This is a genomic window from Vreelandella sp. GE22 (assembly GCF_968212445.1).
Genome location: NZ_OZ309110.1, coordinates 1,800,274 through 1,822,537, shown reverse-complemented (window position 1 = coordinate 1,822,537; position 22,264 = coordinate 1,800,274). Strand labels below are relative to the sequence as shown.

At 62.1% G+C, this 22,264-nt stretch carries 35 protein-coding genes; 2 read left to right on the top strand and 33 right to left on the bottom strand.

Annotation, left to right across the window (positions count from 1 at the left end):
* Positions 1-24: 24 nt before the first annotated feature.
* The gene (locus tag ACWHRL_RS08705; protein ID WP_447896055.1) at positions 25-201 is read left to right on the top strand and encodes a hypothetical protein; all 177 of its coding nucleotides are present in this window, start codon (positions 25-27) and stop codon (positions 199-201) included.
* Here the strand turns inward: ACWHRL_RS08705 and ACWHRL_RS08700 are convergent.
* From ACWHRL_RS08700 to ACWHRL_RS08590, 23 genes are all read right to left on the bottom strand, one after another.
* The gene (locus ACWHRL_RS08700) at positions 188-781 is read right to left on the bottom strand and encodes a hypothetical protein (protein WP_447896054.1); all 594 of its coding nucleotides are present in this window, start codon (positions 779-781) and stop codon (positions 188-190) included. The two genes, ACWHRL_RS08705 and ACWHRL_RS08700, sit on opposite strands and share 14 nt — an antisense overlap.
* Positions 781-1,362 (bottom strand): hypothetical protein, encoded by a 582-nt coding sequence (locus ACWHRL_RS08695; RefSeq protein ID WP_447896053.1) that lies wholly within the window; start codon positions 1,360-1,362, stop codon positions 781-783. Before ACWHRL_RS08695 ends, ACWHRL_RS08700 begins: the two co-directional genes overlap by 1 nt.
* Positions 1,363-3,792, bottom strand: coding sequence for a hypothetical protein (locus ACWHRL_RS08690; protein WP_447896052.1), 2,430 nt, complete (start codon positions 3,790-3,792; stop codon positions 1,363-1,365).
* 59 nt (positions 3,793-3,851) lie between these two features.
* Complete coding sequence (locus ACWHRL_RS08685) at positions 3,852-4,574, bottom strand: DUF6694 family lipoprotein (protein WP_447896051.1); 723 nt, start codon at positions 4,572-4,574, stop codon at positions 3,852-3,854.
* A 69-nt stretch (positions 4,575-4,643) separates the two neighbouring features.
* Positions 4,644-4,802 carry a hypothetical protein gene (locus ACWHRL_RS08680; protein WP_447896050.1) on the bottom strand — a complete coding sequence of 53 codons (159 nt, stop codon included), beginning with the start codon at positions 4,800-4,802 and terminating at the stop codon, positions 4,644-4,646.
* 38 nt (positions 4,803-4,840) lie between these two features.
* Positions 4,841-5,302, bottom strand: coding sequence for a phage tail assembly chaperone family protein, TAC (locus tag ACWHRL_RS08675; RefSeq protein ID WP_447896049.1), 462 nt, complete (start codon positions 5,300-5,302; stop codon positions 4,841-4,843).
* Between the two features lie 3 nt (positions 5,303-5,305).
* On the bottom strand, positions 5,306-5,812 hold the full coding sequence (locus ACWHRL_RS08670) for a phage tail tube protein (protein ID WP_447896048.1): 507 nt from the start codon (positions 5,810-5,812) through the stop codon (positions 5,306-5,308).
* 14 nt (positions 5,813-5,826) lie between these two features.
* Positions 5,827-6,192: a tail completion protein gp17 gene (gene gp17, locus ACWHRL_RS08665; RefSeq protein WP_447896047.1), complete on the bottom strand. Its 366-nt coding sequence runs from the start codon at positions 6,190-6,192 to the stop codon at positions 5,827-5,829.
* 3 nt (positions 6,193-6,195) lie between these two features.
* A complete protein-coding gene (locus ACWHRL_RS08660; RefSeq protein ID WP_447896046.1) occupies positions 6,196-6,702 on the bottom strand; it encodes an HK97-gp10 family putative phage morphogenesis protein in 507 nt (168 codons plus the stop codon).
* 203 nt (positions 6,703-6,905) lie between these two features.
* Entirely contained in the window at positions 6,906-7,250 is a 345-nt protein-coding gene (locus ACWHRL_RS08655; RefSeq protein WP_447896045.1) for a phage head closure protein, read from the bottom strand.
* Entirely contained in the window at positions 7,247-7,582 is a 336-nt protein-coding gene (locus tag ACWHRL_RS08650) for a head-tail connector protein (protein ID WP_447896044.1), read from the bottom strand. Before ACWHRL_RS08650 ends, ACWHRL_RS08655 begins: the two co-directional genes overlap by 4 nt.
* 21 nt (positions 7,583-7,603) lie before the next feature.
* Positions 7,604-7,795 carry a hypothetical protein gene (locus tag ACWHRL_RS08645; protein WP_447896043.1) on the bottom strand — a complete coding sequence of 64 codons (192 nt, stop codon included), beginning with the start codon at positions 7,793-7,795 and terminating at the stop codon, positions 7,604-7,606.
* A gap of 44 nt (positions 7,796-7,839) precedes the next feature.
* A complete protein-coding gene (locus ACWHRL_RS08640) occupies positions 7,840-9,084 on the bottom strand; it encodes a phage major capsid protein (RefSeq protein WP_447896042.1) in 1,245 nt (414 codons plus the stop codon).
* Between the two features lie 15 nt (positions 9,085-9,099).
* Entirely contained in the window at positions 9,100-9,957 is an 858-nt protein-coding gene (locus tag ACWHRL_RS08635) for a head maturation protease, ClpP-related (protein WP_447896041.1), read from the bottom strand.
* 17 nt (positions 9,958-9,974) lie between these two features.
* A complete protein-coding gene (locus ACWHRL_RS08630; RefSeq protein ID WP_447896040.1) occupies positions 9,975-11,252 on the bottom strand; it encodes a phage portal protein in 1,278 nt (425 codons plus the stop codon).
* A complete protein-coding gene (locus ACWHRL_RS08625; RefSeq protein WP_447896039.1) occupies positions 11,252-12,973 on the bottom strand; it encodes a terminase large subunit in 1,722 nt (573 codons plus the stop codon). The genes ACWHRL_RS08630 and ACWHRL_RS08625 overlap by 1 nt, the downstream gene beginning before the upstream one ends.
* A gap of 3 nt (positions 12,974-12,976) precedes the next feature.
* Complete coding sequence (locus ACWHRL_RS08620; RefSeq protein ID WP_447896038.1) at positions 12,977-13,420, bottom strand: phage terminase small subunit P27 family; 444 nt, start codon at positions 13,418-13,420, stop codon at positions 12,977-12,979.
* Positions 13,421-13,549: 129 nt separating this feature from the next.
* Entirely contained in the window at positions 13,550-13,921 is a 372-nt protein-coding gene (locus ACWHRL_RS08615) for an HNH endonuclease (RefSeq protein ID WP_447896037.1), read from the bottom strand.
* A complete protein-coding gene (locus ACWHRL_RS08610) occupies positions 13,921-14,196 on the bottom strand; it encodes a hypothetical protein (RefSeq protein WP_447896036.1) in 276 nt (91 codons plus the stop codon). Before ACWHRL_RS08610 ends, ACWHRL_RS08615 begins: the two co-directional genes overlap by 1 nt.
* Positions 14,196-14,438 carry a hypothetical protein gene (locus tag ACWHRL_RS08605; RefSeq protein ID WP_447896035.1) on the bottom strand — a complete coding sequence of 81 codons (243 nt, stop codon included), beginning with the start codon at positions 14,436-14,438 and terminating at the stop codon, positions 14,196-14,198. Before ACWHRL_RS08605 ends, ACWHRL_RS08610 begins: the two co-directional genes overlap by 1 nt.
* 147 nt (positions 14,439-14,585) lie before the next feature.
* Complete coding sequence (locus tag ACWHRL_RS08600; protein ID WP_447896034.1) at positions 14,586-15,011, bottom strand: hypothetical protein; 426 nt, start codon at positions 15,009-15,011, stop codon at positions 14,586-14,588.
* Positions 15,008-15,331 carry a phage holin, lambda family gene (locus ACWHRL_RS08595; protein WP_447896033.1) on the bottom strand — a complete coding sequence of 108 codons (324 nt, stop codon included), beginning with the start codon at positions 15,329-15,331 and terminating at the stop codon, positions 15,008-15,010. Before ACWHRL_RS08595 ends, ACWHRL_RS08600 begins: the two co-directional genes overlap by 4 nt.
* A gap of 58 nt (positions 15,332-15,389) precedes the next feature.
* On the bottom strand, positions 15,390-15,941 hold the full coding sequence (locus ACWHRL_RS08590) for a glycoside hydrolase family 24 protein (protein WP_447896032.1): 552 nt from the start codon (positions 15,939-15,941) through the stop codon (positions 15,390-15,392).
* Between the two features lie 342 nt (positions 15,942-16,283).
* On the opposite strand from ACWHRL_RS08590, the gene ACWHRL_RS08585 reads away from it, so the two are divergent.
* Entirely contained in the window at positions 16,284-16,541 is a 258-nt protein-coding gene (locus ACWHRL_RS08585; RefSeq protein WP_447896031.1) for a hypothetical protein, read from the top strand.
* 230 nt (positions 16,542-16,771) lie between these two features.
* On the opposite strand, the gene ACWHRL_RS08580 is transcribed toward ACWHRL_RS08585, so the two are convergent.
* The 10 genes from ACWHRL_RS08580 to ACWHRL_RS08535 all read right to left on the bottom strand — a co-directional run bounded on the left by ACWHRL_RS08580 (position 16,772) and on the right by ACWHRL_RS08535 (position 22,240).
* Positions 16,772-17,419, bottom strand: coding sequence for a hypothetical protein (locus ACWHRL_RS08580; protein WP_447896030.1), 648 nt, complete (start codon positions 17,417-17,419; stop codon positions 16,772-16,774).
* 5 nt (positions 17,420-17,424) lie between these two features.
* Positions 17,425-17,937 (bottom strand): VRR-NUC domain-containing protein, encoded by a 513-nt coding sequence (locus ACWHRL_RS08575; RefSeq protein WP_447896029.1) that lies wholly within the window; start codon positions 17,935-17,937, stop codon positions 17,425-17,427.
* On the bottom strand, positions 17,934-18,404 hold the full coding sequence (locus ACWHRL_RS08570; RefSeq protein WP_447896028.1) for a hypothetical protein: 471 nt from the start codon (positions 18,402-18,404) through the stop codon (positions 17,934-17,936). The genes ACWHRL_RS08575 and ACWHRL_RS08570 overlap by 4 nt, the downstream gene beginning before the upstream one ends.
* Complete coding sequence (locus ACWHRL_RS08565) at positions 18,385-18,711, bottom strand: hypothetical protein (protein ID WP_447896027.1); 327 nt, start codon at positions 18,709-18,711, stop codon at positions 18,385-18,387. The genes ACWHRL_RS08570 and ACWHRL_RS08565 overlap by 20 nt, the downstream gene beginning before the upstream one ends.
* A gap of 246 nt (positions 18,712-18,957) precedes the next feature.
* Positions 18,958-19,230: a hypothetical protein gene (locus ACWHRL_RS08560; RefSeq protein ID WP_447896026.1), complete on the bottom strand. Its 273-nt coding sequence runs from the start codon at positions 19,228-19,230 to the stop codon at positions 18,958-18,960.
* On the bottom strand, positions 19,223-19,492 hold the full coding sequence (locus ACWHRL_RS08555) for a hypothetical protein (protein WP_447896025.1): 270 nt from the start codon (positions 19,490-19,492) through the stop codon (positions 19,223-19,225). Before ACWHRL_RS08555 ends, ACWHRL_RS08560 begins: the two co-directional genes overlap by 8 nt.
* On the bottom strand, positions 19,476-19,805 hold the full coding sequence (locus ACWHRL_RS08550; RefSeq protein WP_447896024.1) for a hypothetical protein: 330 nt from the start codon (positions 19,803-19,805) through the stop codon (positions 19,476-19,478). The genes ACWHRL_RS08555 and ACWHRL_RS08550 overlap by 17 nt, the downstream gene beginning before the upstream one ends.
* The gene (locus ACWHRL_RS08545; protein ID WP_447896023.1) at positions 19,802-20,440 is read right to left on the bottom strand and encodes a replication protein P; all 639 of its coding nucleotides are present in this window, start codon (positions 20,438-20,440) and stop codon (positions 19,802-19,804) included. The genes ACWHRL_RS08550 and ACWHRL_RS08545 overlap by 4 nt, the downstream gene beginning before the upstream one ends.
* 1 nt (position 20,441) lies before the next feature.
* Entirely contained in the window at positions 20,442-21,392 is a 951-nt protein-coding gene (locus ACWHRL_RS08540) for a helix-turn-helix domain-containing protein (RefSeq protein WP_447896022.1), read from the bottom strand.
* A complete protein-coding gene (locus tag ACWHRL_RS08535) occupies positions 21,389-22,240 on the bottom strand; it encodes a DNA adenine methylase (RefSeq protein ID WP_447896021.1) in 852 nt (283 codons plus the stop codon). The genes ACWHRL_RS08540 and ACWHRL_RS08535 overlap by 4 nt, the downstream gene beginning before the upstream one ends.
* Positions 22,241-22,264 lie beyond the last annotated feature (24 nt).

Below are 22,264 nucleotides of genomic sequence, written 5' to 3'. Positions count from 1 at the left end.
AATCACTAACCGGAGAGAGTGAATATGTGGGAATACAAAGTGGTTCTTGCTAGCCACCACGGCGGCGACCAGGAATACGTCGTGCAAGCAGAATCAGCGGCAGCGGCCAAGAAAACAGCCATTGCGCAATACAAACGCAACAACGGCGGCTCGCCAGAGGTCAGGTGGGCCGAGGAAATCCGGCAAGTCAGCGATACGTGAAAGTGGGCGCGTCGCGCTTGGCGCCCCAATAGATGGGCCAGTCGGACATCTGCCCGATCGCGTAAAAGAAGCGGTCGTCGGGGTGGCGGTTGCGCTGATTCTCGTCGGTCCAGCGCTCGGTGCCCGGGCGCTCCCAGTCGACCATGCGGTCGGTCAGCGTGACGCTAATGGCGTTCTCGCCCTCACTGCCCGCGTAGCTCATCGTCGGGGCGTCCATGTATCCGCTGATCAGCACGTCGGCGGCGTAGTCGCCGTTGTCGTCGTACGCCACCACCATCAGGCGGCCGAAGCGCCCCCGGCATCGGTCGCCCAGGGTGGCGCCGATGATGCTGGGGTCCAGGCCTGACAGCGTCAGCGTCGTGGATAGCGCCGACGAGCTGTTCAGCCCCTCGCGCACCGGGGCGATATTGCCAAACGAGCCGACGCCCTCGAACGTCTGGCCGTTGATGACCAGCGGCCCGAACCCGGTATGCGCCCGGGCCCAGCCGTTGAGAAAATCCAGCTCGACGGCGTAGGCCATGCGCACCGTGGGCCGCGCCAGCAGGTCGACGACGGAGTCGGAGAAGGGAAAGGCGAGCATTAGAAGGCCTCCCGGGCGGTGATCGTACCGCTGGCAATAAGCGCTTGAACGTCCAGCATTTGTTCGTCTTCAGAGAGCCGCATGACGGCGTAGGGCTGTTGATAGTTCACGCCCTCGCCATTGGTGGGCGGCACGCGTAGCCAGGGCGAGACGGGGATCACTGCCCGGCCCTGCCCGTTGCTCGAGACATCCTCGAGCACTTCCAGCAGTTGGTTGTTCACGGTGAGGTAGTCGCCGGCGCGCAGCACCACGCGGCTGGCCTGCCAGCCCCGGGTAACGAGCTGGGCGCCCGCCTGGTTGGCACCATCGACCACCGCATTACCGGCGAACGGCCCGGGCGGGCGCGTCCAGGGGCGCAGGCGAAACGTGCCCGCCATGCCCTGCAGGCGGCCGATGAACGTCGAGAGCGCGCGCTCTTGCTCACGGTTGAGCGTGGGGAACTCGAGCGAGCACTGCCAGTACGAACCCGGCGCCCCGGTGATCTGTTGCGACTGCGACAGCGGCGAAGTGAACGCGCGGGTGTTGAACCGGCGCCCCCAGCTCATGCGCCGAGGCTTGATGTGTGCGGGCCAGTCGATCATTTAAACCCCTAGAATTTGGCGCAACTGGCCGTTGGTTGAGAAATCTTCACCCACCCGCCGATAGACCTGTTCCACAGCGCGCTCGACTTCGCGGGCGGTGGCCGTGGGGTCGGTCGCGCCTCGAGCGTCGACGTTCACGATCGGCGCCTGGCCACGGCCGCCCCCATCCCCCGGCCGGTTCATTTGGCTTTCGACCCGCGCCAGCGTGGCGTCGAGCTTTGCCGACGTGTCGGCGGTGGTGACGCGCTCGCCCTTTTCGAGTAGCCAGGTGCCGGTTTGCGGGACGGAGTCGATGCCGTCGTGGGCCATGCCCGCCAGGTTGGTGCCTTGAATCGTCGTGACGATGCCGGCGGTGGCGGAGGCCACGGTGGCCATGGCCGGGATGTTCGCGGGGAACGGCAGCGAGGCGGCGGCGGCGATGCCCTGCTGGATCGACATGATCGAGGACGCAATCGCGAACGCTTTCTCGGCGGCGAACATGGCTTTGTAGATGCCGCTTTGCTCGCCGGCGAAGGCCTTGGTAACGCTGGATAGGTCACCGAACAGACCTTCGGCGGCAGCCAGCTGGGCGATCTGGCGGGCCTGGTCGATGCGGGCCAGCTCGTTGTAGTGCTCTTCGCGCAGGGCGCGCTCTTGCTCGTCCCACTGCTCGGAGAGGTCCGCGCGTTCCTGGCGGTAGTTGTCGAGCATTTCGAGCTGGGTGGCGTACCACTCTTGCAGCTCGTTCTGAGCCTCATCGATGCGGTTCAACTCGCTGAACGCGCCGCCCACAATGGCGTTCAGGCCGCCGTAGCTGGGGGCGTCCTCAAAACCGGCGGCGGCGATGCGGGCCGCGACGTTGGCGTATTCCTCACCGGCGACGTTGGCGGCATCCAAAACGGCGAGCCGGTCGCGGACCTGGTCGGTGAGGCGCTCTTCGGTGGTGCGCAGCGACTGCAGCAGGCTTTCGTAGTCGGCGGCAGCTTTCTCGCTGGCTTCGAATGCGTCGATGGTTTCAAGTGCCGCGCGGGCGGCGGCAAGCTGGGAATCGGTCGCACCATCCTGCGCCAACTCGAAGAGCTTGATGGCATCGTCGGCCATGCCCAACGTTTCGGCCTGGCGCTCAAGAGCGGCCACCTGGGTGGCGATGGCGTCGGCGGCTTTCTTCGCGGCACGGGCGGTGCTGGCTGAGCCGCTCCCGCTGCCAGTGCCTGTGTCGTCATCGCCCGGAAGGCCGTCACCGAAGCCGACCCCGGCGCTCGTCTGCAATTCGGCGGCGGCTTCACGCGCCTGCTGAATGAATGCGTTTAAACGCTCGGAGGGGCGCGTACCCGACTCCAGCTCTTCCAGCTCATGCTGAGCACTACGGATGGATTGCTCAAGCGCGTCCACCTGGTCGCGCATGCCGTAGACAAAATCAGGCTGATCGACGAAACCTACATCAACACCGGGTACCCGGTTAATGTTTTCAATCAGCCGATTGATGGCATTGACCGGGCCTTCCATGATGGCCTGCGCGCCGGTGGCCATGGCATTGACGACCTGGAGAGCAAAGCGCCGGGTGCTGACACCGGCATGCTGGATGCTCCGGTCGATGTCCCATACCGCATCGAGGAAGCGACCCAGGTACATCAGCGAGGTATCGACACCCTGCTGGACGACGTCTTGCATGCCGCCCGCTTCGCGCGCTACTTCGTTGAAGTTGTTGGCCACCTCGAGGATGATCGGCGCCAGCTCGACAGCCAGCGCGTTGCGAGTGGATTCCACCAAGCGCCCGGTGCGGCTAAACGCATCATTCGCGGCCTCGATCGCAGCGGCATCCACGGCGCTAACCGATAGACCGTAGTCGTCAACCTCTTGGCGTGCGTCACGGATTGCGTCGCCACCCTGCTGGAAGAGCTCGACGACGCCGCGTTGCTCGAAACCCAGTTGCTGAAGATGGCGTGCCGACTCTTGCGCCGAGCCGCCATAATCGCGGATACGGTCCGCGATGTAAGCCATGCGCTGGTCAACGTCCATGCTGGCCATTTCGCGCAGGTTCAGGTTGAGGCGCTCGACGGTTTTAGCCGCGGGGCCGCCGCTCATCTCAACGGCGCCCAAACGGCGGTTCATCCGATTGAGCGACGCCTCCATCCCGTCGATGCCGGAATCCGACGCCGCGATATTGATGGCTCGCAGGCCATCAAAGGTACCGCCCATCGAGCGCGCCAACTTGGTCTGCGTGTCGATGGCCGACATGCCCGCTTTGGTGAGCGCGGCAATGCCACCGGCGGCGGCAGCGCCCGCCGCCAAGCCAACGGCCGCAACTTCCTTACCCACCTTCTTGAAGTCATCGACCATGGCCTTGGTGGTGCTTTTCGTACGCCGCCCGGCCTTGTCCATGGGCCCCAAGAAGTTGCCCGTCTTCAAGACCATATCGAGCGTTAGCTGGCCCAAAGATTTAACGGACATACTTTTCTCCAGGCGTAAAAAAACCCGCCGGAGCGGGTTCTTTATTGAATAAGGGATGTTTACGGCATTCGCCACAAAGGCTCGCCGCCTGGGCCATCCAGGCGGATGACTTCGACATTGAGTACGGCATCATCGGGTATTGAGCTATTACCCCATGCGCTGAACTGATTCGGGGCCAAGCTCCATTCGAGCGTTTCACCGGGCTCGATGCCCCCGGCTATTGAGTAGTTGAACGTGTCATCGACCCAGGGCACCGACCGCCCCGGGGTTTGCAGGATGCCGCGAAAATAACCGCGTGATACCGGCTCGCCCGTATTGTTGGTTACGCGCATCTCAATAACGGGCTTGCCCGGCATATAGGTATCTTCGCGGACAAAGTAGCGGGCGTTATCAATCTCGAAGCGCGCCAGCATTTCTTGCGCTACCGACGCATCCACGTCCGCTACTTCTTCCTGCTCTGAAGGTGCCTCACCCTGCACACGCGCCAGCACCTCTTCAGCGGTTAAGCCGTGCAAGCTTTGCCGCGCTTCGTTGTAGAGCTCTTCCATTTCATCGTCGTCGAGCTCCCCGAATTCGAGGATGTTTCGGCCAGCCATCATGGTGCGCATCATGTAGCCGGCAAGCGCCTCATTGAACTGTTCGACTTCGCTTTCATCGAGCGTCGCGCGCACGTCTTCCAGCGAGCTCTCGAACTGCCGCTGATTTGATCCATCGATCGTCGGGTCTGCACACGCCGTGCTCAACATGGCCATGCTTATTGCTACTGCCAGTAGTCGTCTCATTTCGTTCCCTGCCTTGTGGTGGTTGTACAAGGCAACGCTATCCAGGCACGATTAGAAAATCTACTAAATTTAGCCCCACGTCTCCATGGCATGCCCCATCGTCGTTTCGGGCTCGGCTTCGTGGGTCATGAATTCGCTGATTTTTCTGGCGGGCGCTCCCGTCTTACGGTTGAGGTTCGCTTGCTGGCAGGCCAGCAGGGCGGCGGCACGCTCAATACGCATACCCATATGTAACGTGCCCCACTTCTTTCGATACGACATCCACCCTAGGAACTCGGGGTAGCTGACGCGCTCTTGGGCTTCTTCGATCGTCCGGCCGCCGACCCCCGCGAGGACGAGCTCGTGCCAGATGTCGGCTTCTTCGTCGAGCTCGCCGGGGTCTTTCCCAAAGCGCTGACTTCCCCGATCACGCGTAGCAGCTCGTTGGTGAGGCCCACGGCCAGCGGGCCGCGCTCCGGGTCGGCGTCACCGGTGACGTCGCCCACGGTGAATACGGGGCTGCCTTCCTCGTCGACGATGCAGCACGCGATGCGGGCGGCCAGGGCGTCGCCGTTGATCTGGCGGGCGAAGTGGTCGCTGCGCACGGTGGTGTAAGACATGGGCAGCACGTTCACCTCGGCCTCGAATTCCTGGCCTTCGTGCTGCCACTTGATGTCCTTCTCGGTGGCCCGCTTGGCCACAAAGCCGCCGGCGGCGGCCAGGTTCGCTACGGTCAGTTTCATCGTCATGGCTTATTCACTCGTTGCCGGTGAGGTTTTAGGAATCCAGTAGCCGCGGCCACTGCGCTGGAGCGAGCCCGCGACGGTGACGTTGGTGTTAAGCTGGAAATCGAAAGGGAAATCCGCGGCGTAGGCGCGACAGCGATACCAGGTGCGGTCCTTGGGTAGCGTAACGTCATTACCCGACACGCTGGGCTCGGAGGTTTGCTTGCCGTCTGCGTTGACGGGTCCGTCGCTCCAGCCCACATACCAGTCGATGGTCGGCGTTTGGCCGCCTTCGGCCATCTCTTGCAGGATCAGGTGAGACGGCTCATTGGGATTGGCGTTAATCGCAATGCTGCCCTGCCCGGGCTGTGCCAGACCGGCGCTGTACTGCATGGCCTCGGTCTCTTCGAGGTCCGTTTCGTCGATCTGCGTCTTGGGGCTGGAGCCGGGGTTAAACGCCGTGCAGCGTTTGAGCCGTACAATCGCGCCCGTGTCAGGGTGGCGGAAAAATACGGACGTGCCTTTGGTCAGCATGGTGGGGGTTTCCTCTACTGGGTGGTGTAGGTCCAGCTCACGTCGAGGCTGGTGGTTTTTAGCTGGGTGTTGGGCTCGGTGCTAGTCCCACCCAGGCGGGTGATATAGGCGTGGGGCTCGATCGCGCGGCGTAGCGCGGCCAGCACCGCGGTGACGTCCGCCACGGTGGTGGCGTAGATGTCGATTTGAATATTCCATTCGTCGACGTCCGGCGCGTCGGCCAGGTAGTTCTCCGGCAGGCCGTTGAGCACCTGGTACACGGCGTAGGGCCTGGGCACGTTTTCGGGGGCGTCGCCAAACGGAAAGAGCCGGGTAGGCCCGGTACCGAGCAACGCGGTGACCCCCGCGTTAGCGGCGCAGACTTTGAAGAGTGGGGGCATGGGTTACGCTCCGGCTTCTCGGGCTTGCTTGCGTAGGGCGCGGTCGAGCGCCTTGTTGTACTGCGAGATAAACTCGCCGGTGGCGGCGTTGATGTTTTCGCTCAGCGCGCGGCGCATGAACGGCTGGGCCGGTGCGTTGATGGTGCCGAACTCGAGGAAGCGCCAGTAAAAGGTGTCGCCGCCGGGGTTATTTTTGCCCTTGCCTTTTACCTCGCCGCTGGCGGCGGCATGGCCCCGGGCGCCGCCCAGCACGCCGACGCGGAAGACGAGATCACCGCGGCGCTTGAAGTCCTTGGGCGAAAAACGCACCACGATATTCTCGGCGATGTTCTCCGGAGTTTCCGGGTCATCCACACGGCCCGCGTTCTCGCGCGCCGCGTCGCGGATCATGTTGGCGGCTTTGCGCATGGCGAACCGTCCGCCTTTCTTGCGCAGGTCGTAATTGATGTTGTCCATCCGCGCCAGCAGCTGGTCGAGGCCTTCGACGTTGGCGGTAACGGGATCAGTCATAGGCTTCTACCGTTACAGTGCCCCGTAAGCGTTTGGAGAGCGGCCGCTTACGGTGCTTATGCAGCCTTACCCGGTCGTTTTCGTCAGTCATGAATACGTCAGCGATTCCCCGCCTGGTATCCGCGAAGAAGCAACGGCGAACCCGTGTACCGTTTACGAACACCCTGAAACGACCGGGACGATCGCCGGGGGTATAAATATGGCTAGCCATCGTTCACGCCCTCACTGTACGGCAGCGTCAAATACTCCCGGCCGCTGCGGTTGTCAGGCAGCACGCCCTCGATGTTGTAAATGTACCGGCCCTTGCGCACGCGCATGGTGCTGTCGATGCCCATTCGCTCGCCGGCGTTGAAGCGCATGACGAGCTGGCCTTTCACTTCGGACTGCGCGGCTTGGGCGGCGATGAACGCGCGCACGCTGGCGGGCTCGATCGCCATCCACGCTTTGCCGACCAGCTCCCAGCCCGGCACCATACCGCCGGTGTCCTCGTCCTGCACTTCGGCTGGGCGCTCGATGGTGCAGCGGTGGCGGAGTTGTCCGGCCTTCATACGCCCAGCCTCCGGTAGGGCCATAGCAATGTTTCAACGGCCATGGGGAGCGTGGCGGTGATGCTGCCGACGATCACCGCTTCACGGTTGGCGTACCAGTGGTTGATCAGCAGCAGCATGGCGGTAGTGATGTCGTCATCGAGGACCAGCGGGTGCGGGATGCCATCCAGGATGGCCTGGGCCGCGGCCTCTTTGGTTTCGAAGAGCGGCCGATCGGTGAAGTTCTCGACGTGCCGCCGGGCGGCGTTCGAGTACGTTTCGAGCAGTTGATCTTCGTCGGAATCGTCCGGCTCGATGCGGCACTGCAGTTTGATGATGTCGAGGTCTAGCATCGTGGGCACCGAGCGCGGGGGTTATTTCTTCGGGGTGGATTTAGTGGCCTTGGGCGGGGTCGCCGGGGGCTTCTCCGCTTCGGCCTGGGGCGCGGAGGCGTAGCCTTTCTTGATCAGCTCGCGGCCGCGCATTTCGTCGACCGTGGCCGGGCGGCCTACGCGGCCGACATCGGCACCGCCCATATACAGCGGCTTGTTCAAAATGACTTGCATGGTGGCTTACTCCTTGGGGCGCGTCCCTGCGCCGTGGGTTTCCCTTAACCTGCGTCGGGTGTCGACGGTGCTGCCGGGGCGGTGAAGTCGCCCCAGACGAACGCTTCGGGGCGTTTGAGGGCCAGGGCCAGCCGCTCTTCGCAGCGAATCGAGATCATGTTCCTCTCGAAATCGTCGCCGTTTTCGGTGGAGATCACGACGTTGGCGTCTTCGCGGTCGAAGATCTGCGCGCCTGCCTGGAACGCACCGGTCAAGAACTTGCCTTGGAATCCCGCGGCTTCGGTGGCCACCACCGGCAGGCCCCACAGGGTCGGGCCGGTCAGCGCCGCCGGGTTGGCGAGGATGTAGCGGCCCAGGGTGTCCTTGGCCAGCTCGATGCGTGCCCAATCGATGAAGTGCAGCACGTGGCCGCTGGCCGGGAAGCGCGCCAGCTGCGCCTGCAGCATGGCCAGGCGCAGGTCGTCGATGCCGGTCTGCCCTTCTACGGCAAATGCCGGGTCAAACGTGGAGGCCTGCGGCACGATGCCATCGAGGTGGTTGCCGGTGCCGTCGCCGAACAAGATCTCGTTTTCTTCGACGTATTTCAGGCCATAGCGCAGCTCGGCGTCGATCATCGATTGCAGCTGCGTGAAGTCGTCCAGGATCTGTTTGGACGCCTTGAACATGTGCGCGATGGTCTGCACCGGGGTGATCTTGGTATTGAACGCAATGTCGCTGTAAGGCTTACCCCCGGTGGGGTTCTCGCCCACGGCGGCGGCGTTGTTCGTGAAGCCGGTTTGCTGCACCCAGAAGATGGCCGGCGAGGTAGTGCGCCCGCTGGCGATCAGGTCGCGGATGAACAGGCGCTGCTTGGGCAGTTGGTCGATGCCGGGCAGGCGCTGCGGCTCGACCACGCCTTCGGCTACGTCGACGCTTGTCAGCGCGTTGCGCGGGATGCTGACGTTGACGCGCTTGCCGCCCTCAACGCTTTGGGCGAACGCTTTCAGCAGGTCGGACTCGGCGACCAGCGAGCCGGCGGACTTCGCTGTCTGCTGCGCGGCGTGTAGCGGGGTGCGGGCAAATTCTTGCTCGAGCTCACCCAGCGAGGCTTGCAGGGTCTTGACGGATTCGTCGAGGCTGTTGTGATTCGTCAGCAGCTTGTCGACCGCGTGTTTGGTTTGAGCGGACAGCTGGCCGCTGTTCTTCGCTTCCTTGAGCGCGTCGTCGGCTTTTTGGTCCAGCTGGCCCTGGACGTCCTTTAGCGCTTTGGTGGCGTCCGCCAGAAGCTGGGCGTTCGTTTTATCGGACATGGGTGTCTCCGGTGTCTATTGGAAAGATGCGACCGCTTGTTCGAAAGCGGCGTAGGCATTGGCCGTGTCGGCCTCTTGGTCGGCAGCGCTGGGCGTACCGGGGTCGACAGCGCCGGGCATGTCGGATTTAAACGACTGAATCAGGGCGCGGCGCTCGCTGCGCGGCACGCCTGCTTTGGCCATCGCCACATCGATCTTACGGGCGGCCAGCTTGGCGCTGGTCTGGGCGGTGACGGATTCTTGAATAGTGTCGGAAGGCAACATGGCATCGGCCCAGCCGACATCGACGGCCTCGCGGCCGCCTATCCAGGTCTCTTCGTCCATTTCACGCTTGATGCGCTCGATGTCGACGTCGCTGCGCGCCTGGTAGATGTCGGCGATAGTCTGGTCGAAGGGCTCCAGCCAGTCGGCAATTTCGCGCAGGTCGTTGCGGTTGCCGGCGGCCATAACCCAGGCGTTGTGAATCATGAAGAATGCGGCCCGACCGATCTGAATTTCGTCACCTGCCATGGCAATGAAACTGGCGGCGCTAGCGGCCAAGCCCATCACACGAACCGTCACCTTGCCCTTGTGCTCGCGCAGGATGTTGTAAATCGCCAGCCCTTCGAACACGTCGCCGCCGGGGCTATTGATGTTGACGTATACATCGCCGCTGCCAATCGAGCGCAGCGCGCCGGCAATGCGCTTGGCGTTCACACCTTCGCCGTAGTAATCGCTTCCGATCGGGTCGTAAATAGTGATGGTGTTCTCGGCGTCTTCATCCGCGGCGTAAAGGCCGGGGTTCCAGCGTTCGAGCGCGCGCGGTGAAATATCGCAATACATACCCGCGCGCGGGCGAGCCTCCGGGGCGGCCGGAAGATTCTTTAGGGTCATCGGGGTAGCTCCGAAGGTTATTCGGTGGGTTCGTCTTCGTGCAGCCAGTTCTTGAACGCAGCGCGGGCGCGCTGGCTGTCACTGCCCGCCACATCGCCGAGCTGTTTCAGCGGCACCAGATTGGATTGCACGGTGAGCTCGTCGCCGCCGTCCACCTGCGAAAGGTTCTCCAGGCGGCGGCCTTCGTTACGGCTCATGAGGCCGTTTTGCGTCATGGTAGACAGGTACTGGGCTCGCCCGGCGCTGTCCGCGCGCAACAGGCCTTCAACGTTGAACTCGACATAGAAGCGCTCGTCGTCATCCAACAGGCAGCGGTCGATCTCCTGCTCGATGTTCTCCAGGATGGGGCGCAGCGTGTTGGTCAGAAACTGAAGGTTCATGCCCTCGACGCTGGACGCCCAGGACGATTGCTTGTCCATGTGGCCGACCATGAACGGTGGCACGCCGAACCACCGGCATATTTCCTCGATGCTGAACGCGCGCGTCTCGAGCATCTGCGCCGCTTCGGGGTTCATCGTGATGCTTTGGTACTTCATGCCCGCCTCGGCGACCATGACTTTGCCAGCGTTCTTCGAGCCCATGAAGCGTTCGATGTTCTTGCGCAACGACTCGCGCTGTTCAGCGTTCAAGTTATTGTCGGAGCTCAAGATGCCTGAGGCCTGCATGCCCTGGGCGAACACCTTATAAGCGGCTTCATCGGCGGACATGGCCCCGCCCAAAATGTCGCGACCCTGCTTGATCGGCATCATGCCGCACACGCCATCAAGACCGAAGCCGCGGATGTGCATCACGTCCTTTTCGGCGATGGTTCGCTGGTTGCCGTTCTCGGTGTACTGGTATTTGAGACGCCCATTGTCTTCGCGACTGACCACCATGTTCTGGGGGAGTAGCGGATTCAGCGCCACAACGCGCCCACCCACGCGACGCTTCTCGACGAACGCATTACCCCACAGGCAGATGCTGGCCACGATCATCAGGATGAAGCGCGCCGTGGTCATCTCGGCGTTGGGGCGCCGGCTGATCATGCGGTACATGGGGTGATTGGTGGCGGCGACGCGGGAGCCGTCGTTTTGGCGCTCGTAGAGCTTGATCGGCAGCGTGGAGATCGTTTGCGAAAGCAGCTTCACGCACGCCCAGGCGGCGGATAGCTGCATGGCGCTATTGACGGTCACGTTCTTGCCGGTGGACGACTGGCCCTGCCACTCGCTCCAGAACTCGCCGGTGGTCAGGCTGATCGGCACGCCCAGCCAGTTCAGAAGCGCCGACTTGACCCGACCGGGTTTCTCTTTCGACATCAGATTCCCACCATTATCGGGTTGTCCACGAAACCGTCGAGGTCTTCGGGGGTTGTTTGGGCGGCATTCATCGCGCGGCCGATCGCCATGATCAGCGCCACGGCGCCGTCGATTTTGTTGTGCGAGCCCTGCTTGATCGGGCGCACTACGTCGTCGTTTCCGGGTAGGTATTTGCCCACCACGTTGCCGACGCACCAGGTCATGATCGGGTGCCCGTCGTGGTGAAAGCGGCCGGTCAGGATCGCGGCTTCGAGCTCTTTCATGGGGTCCGACATGTGGGTGTAGCTCTGGGCGATCGTGACCGGGCTCATGCCTGCGTCGTCTAATTGGTGCGAGAGGTTGGCCGCGCCGTGCGGGTCAATGCCGGACTCTTGCGCCGGCGCTTCTTCGTGCGCTTCGGTCGCCTGCGCCAGCACTTCGCGGTAATCGATCTCGGCGCCCTCGGTGCTTTCAAGCTGCCGGGCTTCGACCCAGCCCTGGTAACGCTCGGCAATGCGGCGGTCGTCGTTGTTGAATACCGTGTCTTCCGGCACCCAGAACGTGGGGGCGATGGCGTAGTAGTGGGCTTTGCCGTCGATCTTCTTGACGAACACGCGGACCATGCCGGTTAAATCCAGTTTTCGGGCAAGGTCAAAACCGTAGTAGCAGTCGACGCCGCGAAACTGCTCGAGGGTGAGCGTTGGGTCGGCGCACTTGCGCCAGGCTTCCATGTTGAAGAAGCCTTCTTTCGAAGAGACCCAAACGTTCAGGTGTTTTGTCTTGATGCGGTTGGCGGTGCGTGCCCGGGCGACGGCGGTGGCAATCTGGCTCTTGAGCCAGTCCACTGGCACAGAAACCCCGGCGTTGGGGTTGGCCTTAATAATTGCCTCTTCGCTCGTCCAGTCGTCATCGGCATCGATGGTATAGATCAATGCGAAGAGTTCATCGTCCTGCTGGATACCTGCCAGCATTTCGACACAGCGTTCACGGTGTGCGTAACACGGCCCAGCAATGTCGAAGCCCGCCGTGGTGATGGCGAGTATCAATGCTTGGAGACGAGCACCCATGCCCGAGATCATCGTGTCGTACTGCTTTGAATCCTTGTGCTCGTGGTACTCGTCGATGATTGCTAGCGAAGGACTGGAGCCGTCGCCCGGGTCGCCGATGACCGGCTCGAATTTGCTGCCGTCCGCACGAATGAGCTTCTTGGCCCAAGGCGTGATACCGAAACGTTTACGCAGTGCCGGCAGTTTCTTGACCATATCCAGCGCGGGCTGGAACACCTCCCACGCCTGCTTCTCACTGGTCGCGCCGCAGTAGACCTCGGCGCCGTATTCGTTATCAGCGCAGAAAGCGTAAAGGCCGGTTGCTGCAGCGATGATCGACTTACCGTTCTTACGGGGAACCTCTACGTAAGCCTCACGGAAGCGGCGCGCCTTGTCGGCCTTCCTTATCCAGCCAAAAATAACGGCGAACAGAAACAGCTGCCAAGGCTCGAGCACCAGCCGCTTTTTACTGCGACCCCACCGGTCTTTGGTGTGAGGCATTTTCTGGATAAAGCGACATACCCGCTCGGCAGCGTCACGGTCGAAACGGTACGGATAACTCTTGGCCTTACTAGCCTTTACGTCGTTGAGGTGTCGGGCACAGGCCTGCTTAACGTATATGCATGCCGGGATCCGGCCGCCCACTACGTCTCGCGCGTACTTCTGCGCTGCGTTGACGTTGGGATATGCGGCCATGGATTAAAACTCGTCGAATTCGTTACCCTCTTCGCCTTCACCCTCTCCACCACCACCGGTCATGCGTAGCCGGGTTAGCGGGTCGAGCCCCAGCAATGAGCCAAAGCGCGAGAACTGCTGCGCGTATTTTGAGTGAGCGTTGATCACCGGATTCATTTTCGTGCTGCCGTCGGCGGTGGGCACCGTTAGGCCCTGTTCGTTAATCTTGATGTCGGCGTCGAGCATTCGCTGAAAGGCGTTGCAGTACGCCTGGAGTAGCGGGGCGTCTTCAATCTCAAAGGCGCCGCGCTTGATCAGCACCTGTGATTGCTGCTTCCACATTTTCACGGCGTGCGGGCCGACCAGTTCGTCGGGCGGGTTAATCCGCGTGAGCGAGCTTTTATGCTCGGTGGTCGTCTTGCGTTTTCGACCGCCACCGGAGGCGCGAACGGGAGCGTTGCTGTTCACGTCACCCCCTCCAGAAAAGTTTCGTTATTTCTCGCGTAAAAAAAAAGACCTGAGGGTGCGGTGTCCGCGTTCGAGGCCCACAGACTTTTACCCCGCCCCCGCCTGTCAAATGATAACAATTATCATTTACTATGAGGTTTCGGCCCCATGCCGGCGGGCCCGTAGCGCTTCGGCCTGCGTCTTCGCCGTGTGGCACGGCCCGCACAGCGCCTCGAGGTTCGCGCTCGTTGTCGCGCCTCCTTCGGCCTCTGGAGTGATGTGGTCGACAGACTGGAAGGGCGTGGCGCGGCCCTGCCGCTTGCACTCTTGGCACAGGTAGCCGTCACGCTGGGCGACCGCGTCACGAATGCGGCGCCAGGCACGACCGCCACGGCCACGGCCCGCACGCCCGCGCGTCCACGCTTTCGCCTGGTCGGCGTGCTCGTCGCAGTAGCCGTGAGCATGGCGTGTCGTGCGTCGGCAGAGCTTGTCGCGGCAGGGTGTCGGGGTGCGGGCAGGCATTAGCTTTTACCTTTTAGAAGCTCGTCAAGCATCGGGGTTTTGTGGCGTTCTAGCCGCGAGGCACGCTGTAGGTATGCTTTATGCAAGTTATTAGCAGCGAGCATCTCGTTAACCGCTCGCCCATAGTCCCTGCCATAGATACCTGACGCTTTTTTTCGAAGAAACAGCGCCTTGTTGGCTTGCATGTCAGCATGCAGTAACGCCCAATTCGGCACGCCATCCTCGACGGCCCGCTTTCGCAGCCTTACATAATCGTCTCGCAACTTAGCAAACATTAGTCTTCATCCGGGTCGAGAAACACGGGGCCATGGCCCTCGGCTTCGTCCGCCTCGCCGGCCTCATCGGCCAGCAGGTAGTCGAGCACCTCCTGGTTACTCTCGGCCATCTTCATGACCGCATCAGCCAGCGCGAACGTGGCCTGGGTGCTCTGCTGGTTCGTCTCGATGACCTGCTGCATGGTCTGCGTCTGCGCCTGCAGCGCGGCAACCAGAGCGGTAGTGTCCGTGCTTCCGTTCATTCGTCTGACACTCCCATGTCACCGCTACCCATGATCTCGACGACCGCCGCGCGATCAGCGTTCGCTTGGCGCCGGAGCGCCTCGTATTGAGCCAGCAGGTTGAGAAACCCCTCATTGCCGACCAACGACTGTCGGGGTGCGCTCAGCTTACTGGTTAGATGGCCCGGCACGATGGGGCACTGGTCGTAAACTATCGGGCGCGGCATCGGCGCGCTGGAGCTCGCGCACCCAGTCAACGATACCGCCAGGCACAGGGCGATCCATCCACTCACGCGCTTCTGCATCGGTTTCTCCCAGTCGTTCAAGCGCCGTGGTACTGGCGCGGATGTCGTCGGCAATGTCGGCCATGACCCGGTCACGTTCGGCCAGCGAGTCGTTCAGTGTGCGTATCTGCTGGCGTTGCCATCGCTGGTGCTGTTGCAGCACCTCGGCGCGGCCCAGTTGATGCTCGGCCTCGTTCAATGCCAGGTCGCGCTCAGCGATGACGCGCTGCCCTTGGTAATGCTGAAACACTGATAGACCGATCAGACCGGCCAGCAGCCATGGCATCACGCCACCCACCAAGCGCATCATTTGAACCGCCTCCCGATCAGGATTTCATACAGCGCGTCCAGACGGTCACGTATCCACGCCACGCCCATGAAGGCCATAGCCGCGCCAATGGGCACCGCCATATTGGACGACATGCCGAAATACTCGAGCACCGGCATCAGCGCGCCGGTGAGGCAGCCACATAGCACCGCCTCGAGCACGCTCTTGATGGGCCGACCACCGTCATAGATGGCGCGAACAAACGCGACCAGGGTAGCGAGCCCGACGGCGTAGATTTGCGGCCACAGGCTCATGAAGAGGTCGACCGCTGCCTGCCAGTTGCTGGGATCTTTTTGAGGCATCGCGTTTGACTCGTATGCGTATTCCATTTGTGACCACCTCGGCGTACTTGCCAGGGGTTTAAACCACGCTCTTCTTTAGCAGCGCACGCTCGTACCACGTTTTGTCGGCCTCGCACAGCACACCCTTGGCCTGCTGGAATTCATACACCAGGCGCTTAACCGTGTGCTCGTGCTGCCCGTATCCGGCGCCGGGGAGTGACGCCCAAATGTTAGCGCACCGCGCGATCGCGTCAGTGATGCGACCAGCCTTGATGAGTGCCAAGGCTCGTTGCTCGCGCAGCTGCTGGATCGCGTACTTGTCTTGATTTAGCGGCCCGAAGTCGGGCAGTCCGAGCGTCTTCTTATAGTGATCCCAGAAGCGGCTCAATATCTGATAGCGCCCTGCCGCCGTGCTGCTCAACCCCTTCCGGATCGTCACAAGCTGCCGCGGGTGATCGTCGTAACTCTCCATCAGGTTCAGCTTGCCGGGTAGCGACCCGACGATGACGCGGTACCCGTTATCTGTACGCGGGTCGTTCAGCATCGGCGTGTGCAGCTCAGCGAAGGCGAGCATGTCGAGAAACGCGCACACGTTGATGCCGCCAGCTTGGGCGGGAGTGATAACAGGCATAGGGGCAACCGAAGTGTAAAAGGCCCCAGCACCGGGGCAAACGCAGCCGCAAGGCCACGCATGGGAACGCTAGAAACGCAAAAGCCCCGCCGGGTGACCGGCAGGGCTCTGTAGTGTGTGGCGGCTAGCGTCATTTAGCGCCAGCCTAGAAACATCATAGGTCAATCGTAGAGCCAAGGCAATAGATATTGCCCGCAAAGAGACACAAGCTAAATGAAAGGTTAGGGTTTGCTAGGCGCTAATAAAAAAGAGGATAAATCCAAACAAATGCTTGCAAGGCCAACTGAGTTGGCTTAATATAAACACATCAACGCAGCACACCAACCGCAACGGAGATACACAATGAGCTACTCAATCCAAGGCCAAGCATTCAACACTCGCAACGAAGCACTTACTCAACTAATCGCACTTTGGGTTTCAAATGGCGGCGAAGAGACCGACATGGAAGAAATTAAGAGCGCCCTACGCGATAGCGATACTCCGTCCGAAATCATTTCAGAGTGGAGCGGCAATCTGGGAGAGTTTGAAGAGCCTGCCGATGAAACTGAGCTGGCCGACCACATCAAGACCCATTCTGCCGACATCATCATGGCCTGCTGATGATAGACGCACGCAAACACCATGACCCGGCATTGGCGCCGGGTTTGGTATCGAAGGCTTTAATAATTGCGGGTTCGCAGAAAGAACTGGCGGGCCGCGTCGGTGTAAGCCGGGAACATATTAGAAAACTTGGCAATGGCGAGTCTTTGAACATGAGCTACGCACTGCAAGTAGCACTTGAGCAGCTAGCCAAAGAAAAGCCTCACGAATAGTGAGGCCTTACGTCCCTTCTAGATCTGGGCAAGCATTATAAGCTCTGCACGCCCTTGGGTTGCCGCATCTTTCACCGCCTGCCCATTTTTATAGATAGCGACGCCGCAGTCGGGGTTCGGCACCAGGTGCTTGACCCCGCTCTTATCGGTCTCCACCACCGTCGGCACTATATCCCCCATCACCGACAGCGACCCCATCTGCAACATGCGCGAGTAAATGGGCAGGTGCTTGGCGATAAAGTCGTACCCCTTCGCCCAGGGCGCGCCCTGCTGGGTCGGCATCGGGTGCAGCTTCGCCGCGCGGATCAAAACCGCCAACCTCGCCCGGGGCTTCAACCGAGCGCCCGCCAGCCACTCTTTAGCGAACTCATGCCCCGCGCTCAACCGCTGCATCCGCTCATACGCGATTAACAACGGCTCAGCCGCTGCGGTCCCGCCGCCGGGTTGCTCGCCCGCGGTAGCGGTGGGGCTGAATGGCTGGAACCCCCCGTTCCCGTGCTCAAGCCACGTGAGCCGTTCGGCCTCCATATCCAGCACACGGTCGACAAACGCTCGGGCGGCTTCCGGCTCGTGCTCGGGGTGCTCAGCACGCGCCAGCTCTTTTAACCGCTGGATGCCCATGTATCGATAATCGCGCATTGCGCCCCCTGTCTGTTGTAGTGCCATGCCCATTAGCTCTTTCTCCACTCGGTGCCGTTCTTCAAATGCACGCGTGCTGTGTAGTGGTGGGTAGTCCGCGCCAGCTCGACATATTCCCTTAGCACCGCTTTAGCCTCTTCCAATCCCACCGCCAGCACCGCGCAGTAACCACGCTCTTCGGCCAGCGCCAGCCAGTCCCGCTGGCTCTGCGCCAGGGCGGCGGTGTGCGGGGGCAAGGCCTTGAACTCCATGTAAAGCCCGAACCAGCCGCCCCGGGCATCCATCACCACCAGATCGCTGACACCGCTTTTCACGCCCTGGCGTTTCATCGCCGCGCCGGTCGCTTTCGAGCGCTGGCCACCGTTGGGCACGTGATACGTCACATCGTAAAGCTTGCCCACCAGGGTGCCGCGCTGGCGTTCGCCCAGTAACCAGCGAATCAGCACCGCCTGCTCCTGGCCTTCCCAATCGACCGGGCGCTTACGGGGTGTAGTGCTGGCGCCAGCAGGGCCGAGCACGCGGCGGGTCTTGCGTGTTGTCGTCATACATCACCTCGCTTACGCCTAACCGCGTCACACCAACCACCACAGGCCTTGCCCTCGCTACCGGGCTCATGGCACATGAATTTTCCGCGATCACTCACCGCCTGCCGGAAATCGCGCTGGGTGTGTAGCGCCTTGCTGGCGTCCGAGCCTTTGCGAGCAGCGCAGCCACCGCACATAGGCACCGAGTCGTTCAACGCGGCTTCCAGCTCTTCATCGCCCAGTGAGCGAACCGGTAGGGGCTGGTAACTCAGGCACGTCATGCCCGCGCCGGGATCGGTGACCCAGCCACCTTCGGGCCATGGCCCGCCGTCTTTCATTTCGATCATGCCCTCGATAACTTGGCACCCGGGAGGGGTGAGAAAATAGCGGCACTGCTCACACACTACAGCGATCGACGCGCTCCACTCCTCGTCCGTCGGCCTGTACGGCTGGCGCTGAGAACTCTGCTTATCGGTCGCAATCAACATGAGCGCCTCCCACGATCCGGTCCTGCATACGATCAAACCGCTCCCAGCTCTGATAGTCGGCAGTAATACGGTCGAGCATGGCCCGCGCAGCGTCGCTGTGGTCGATCTCGGCGCGGCTCTCAACGCCACACGCCTGGCGTATCCAGTCCGCACAGTCACCGGGTGAGTGTGTGCCGTCCGGCAGGTGCTCATAGTTGAGATTGCCGACCCGCCGACGCCGCTGGTCGAGGTAAAGACCGAAACGAGTATTAGCGCACAGCACGGCGGCGCGTTTGGCGTACGGGCCGCCCTTGGGTTTATCCGTCATGAGGCGCCTCCTTGCCCATCTTTTAAAATGAAGTGAAGGGCTATTGATACAGTGACAAACCCCACCACCAAACCGAACACGAAACCCAAGCAAGAGACGTTCATGCCCGAGCCCTCCCGCGCTGTGATTTACGCAAACACGATTTACACGCCGGCAGCGCCAGCCCGGTGCCCGGCTCTCGAAACTCGGTCGCGGCCTTGCGGTATTGGCATTCAGGGCACTTTGCGGGCAGGTGAGCTTGATGCGTCATACGTCACTCCCAGAAGGCTCGAGTCGATAACTCACCAGCAACGGCACGGCCAATGTTTCGCGGGCGCCGTCGTCGCTCAGCCGATACCGATCGCCTGAGCGGGCGGCGAACTGTAGATCGACCAACGCGTCACACGCGACCCGCACCTGGTGAAGCGTTAGCGGAAGCTTCTGGGACTGCGCCAGCGTCAACAGCCTCTCGGGCGCCGCCGGGGACATTCGCGTCAGCAGGCGCAGCACGATGTTTTGATGATCAACGGGTTTAAGCATGGGCCGGGGCATCGTGGCGCACCTCCTGCTCGGTTTCGTCGGCGCTGGCGGCGTAGTCGTCGATGCGCATTAGATACCTTTCTGGACAAACGGGAACCGATGTAGGGCTCGGCCCATCTTCTGTTACCCATGAAGGCTTATTCACCAGATAACCCATAACCTGGTCGCCACGATCAACACGACGAATGGCCGTCGTTGTGAAACCAAAATGGTCGGGCGCGGTGCACATCACCAGACACCCCGGCTCAATCGACTTTTGCATCACCCACCTCCTCGCTTTGCGCCAGTACGCGCCCGTTGTCAGTCAGCGCCAGCAATTGCCGCGCCGGTTTATCGCGCGTGGTACCGATGACAGTCACAAGATCCGCATTGAGAAGCTCTGTACACCGGCCGCAAATGCTCGAGAGCGGTCGGTCCAGCCAATCGGCCAGTTGGTTGCGAGTCATTCGGCGCAACGCGAGTGCCTTAAGTACACGCCTTTGGTACTCGCTGACCTTCCCGCTTTTCAGGTGATCGCGAAACGCCTCAGCGGACACCTCGCGGCCGGTGGGTTGCATAACGGCTGGTATGGTCATGATTGACGTCCTCCCAAAGCAGCACGCAACGCACGCCGCCCCTGTTCTGAATTCATCCGGTCCGGCATGCCCGCGGCGTGTGCCTGCTGCTGGGCGGCTTCCCGGCTGGCGCGCTCGGCGCGTTCGCCCCGGCTTAGCTGGCTGTCGTGCCCGATCAGGTGGCGCGGTTGTAGTTGCTCTCCCCTCATCACGCGGTTCACCAGCGCGGCGTATTCTTTCCGGAAACGGCTTTCGAGTCGGCTGGCGCGGGTATCGCCCCCGCCGTGGGTCAAATCCCACCAACCAACGGCGGCGCCAGCCATGCGCACCGCTTCGTGGGTCCAGCGGTGCTGGCCGGGCTGGTGGGCGTTGCCGGTCACCTCGCGCCACGCCTCGGCTTCGGTCGGCAGGCCCATATCCTCGGGCTTGGGCTGGCACAGCGCGGCGAACTCGGCGGGCATCGGCGGCCAGGCGGTGTCGTTCTGGCGCGCGGCGTCCTGTACGCGTTGGCGCACCCGGCGCAGGCCGATGGCCAACTGTGCTGGCGCCAGCGGTTTCAGCTCCGCCCACCACGCGCTGGTCTCGTCATAGCTGCCCCAATCGCTGGTGAACCGGTTGCCGAACAGCTCGCCCATCACGTTAAACAGATCGTCCACGTCAGCCGCCGTAACCGCTGGCGCTGAATTCGCCGTCGAGCGTTTGCCCGTGGCTTGGCTCGGGCGCTCGCCCTTCGGCGGCTGCCCGGGCTTCCTGAGCTGTGAGACGGCGTTTGGGAGTACGGTCGCGGCGGTTTGCATGGGAGCCTCCGGTATTATTGGCGGTCTGCTGTCGGGTTTGCTGGCGCTGGGCGTTCTCGGCGACCCAGCGCGCAAAGCGGCGGGTCCAGTCGGCGGGGGTGTTCGTGCGGTTGGGCTGGGCGGCGAAGTGCTCGCGGAAATCCACCAGGGCGGCGTACACGTTGGCATCGGCAGCGAGGCCGCGCTGGTAGCACGCCAGCTGGTAGGCCTCGGGCTCGGGCTCCCAGTCCAGGGTCATCGCGGTTTTGCGGGGTTCGCCCTGGGGGTCGGCAGCGGGCTCGCCGTCGTCGGCTTGGCCGGCGGCACGTTCGAACACGCTCGGCTCGGATTCGCCCGCGCCAGAGTGAGAGGGGTTTGGGTTTAGAGTCCCATTGGTAGAGTCAAGGGGTGACACCGGTGTCACCCTCCCCCTGTCACCGGTGTCACCCTCCCCTGTCAAATTGTCACCCTCGTAGGGTGTCAGATTGTCACCCTCCAAGGATTTACCGGATGTAGTGGGGGTGTCAGATTGACACCCTATGAACGAGCCCTCGACGGCCAGAAAATAGAGGTTGCTCATCTGGCGACCGTTTCTGGCCTGGCGCTTTTCGACACGTACCAGGCCATGGCTCTCGAGCAGGTCGATAGCGCGCTGTACGCTTCGCTGGGAGCACCCCATCTCGAGCGCCATGGTGTTGATCGACGGCCAGCTAGCGTGTTGCTCGTCGGCGTAATCGGCCAACAGCATCAGCGCTAGCCGCGCCGGGGCTTTGACAGTATCGGGAACGGTCTTGAGGGACTGGCGGGCCCAGTGCATTGCGTGAAGGCTCATGCGGCACCCCCTAGCATATCCAGTTGACGCTCCCGTTCGACGACGCGCGGCGACAGCCATAGGCACTCGGTACGCGCCACACTGCCAAAACGAGAAGATCCCGACGTTGTCAGGCTCACACGGCGCCAGCCATGCAGTCGGTTGTTGTACAGCGAGGAATCATACCCGCTGATAACCACGTAGCCCTGGAGCGTTTTGGCGAACGCCAACAGCGCCTCGTGCTCTTCCACGGTCATTTCGTGACGGTAATAGCCCGTGCTACCAGCGCTGCGCGTTTCAGGTAGGTACGGCGGATCGATGTAGTGCAGGGTGTCTGGCGTATCGTGCTGGGCCATAACATCCATTGCCGGGCGGTTCTCAACGACGACGTCACGAAAACGCTCTACAAAGTGCGGGATAGCGTCAGGAATGCGTGCCCAGCACTTGGCCACGTCTGAATGGCGGCCATCGGGGCGCGTATATGTACGCATGCCAGTACGCCCACGTGTAGCGCCAGCACTGCCAAAGCTCGCCCAGGCGCGGAACATCGTCCGGCGGGCCTGTTCGATGGGGTCGTCACTCGGCACCTGCGAAAGGTTGAACTCTTCCCGAGCATAAGGCGTGAAGCTACACGCGTGGGCCAGCCGCTTGGCGCTTTCCGGGTCACGCAGCACGCGGAACACGTTGACGATCTCGCCATCCATGTCGTTGTACACCTCAGCGGCGGCCGGCTCTTTCTGGAGCAGGACGCCGGCGGCGCCGCCGAACGGCTCGACGTACACACGGTGCTCGGGAAAATGCGCCAGCACCCACTCGGCGATGCGGTACTTGCCGCCGTGGTAGCGCAGGACGGGGGGGAGCTTGCTCATACCCACACCTCACAAATACCTGTA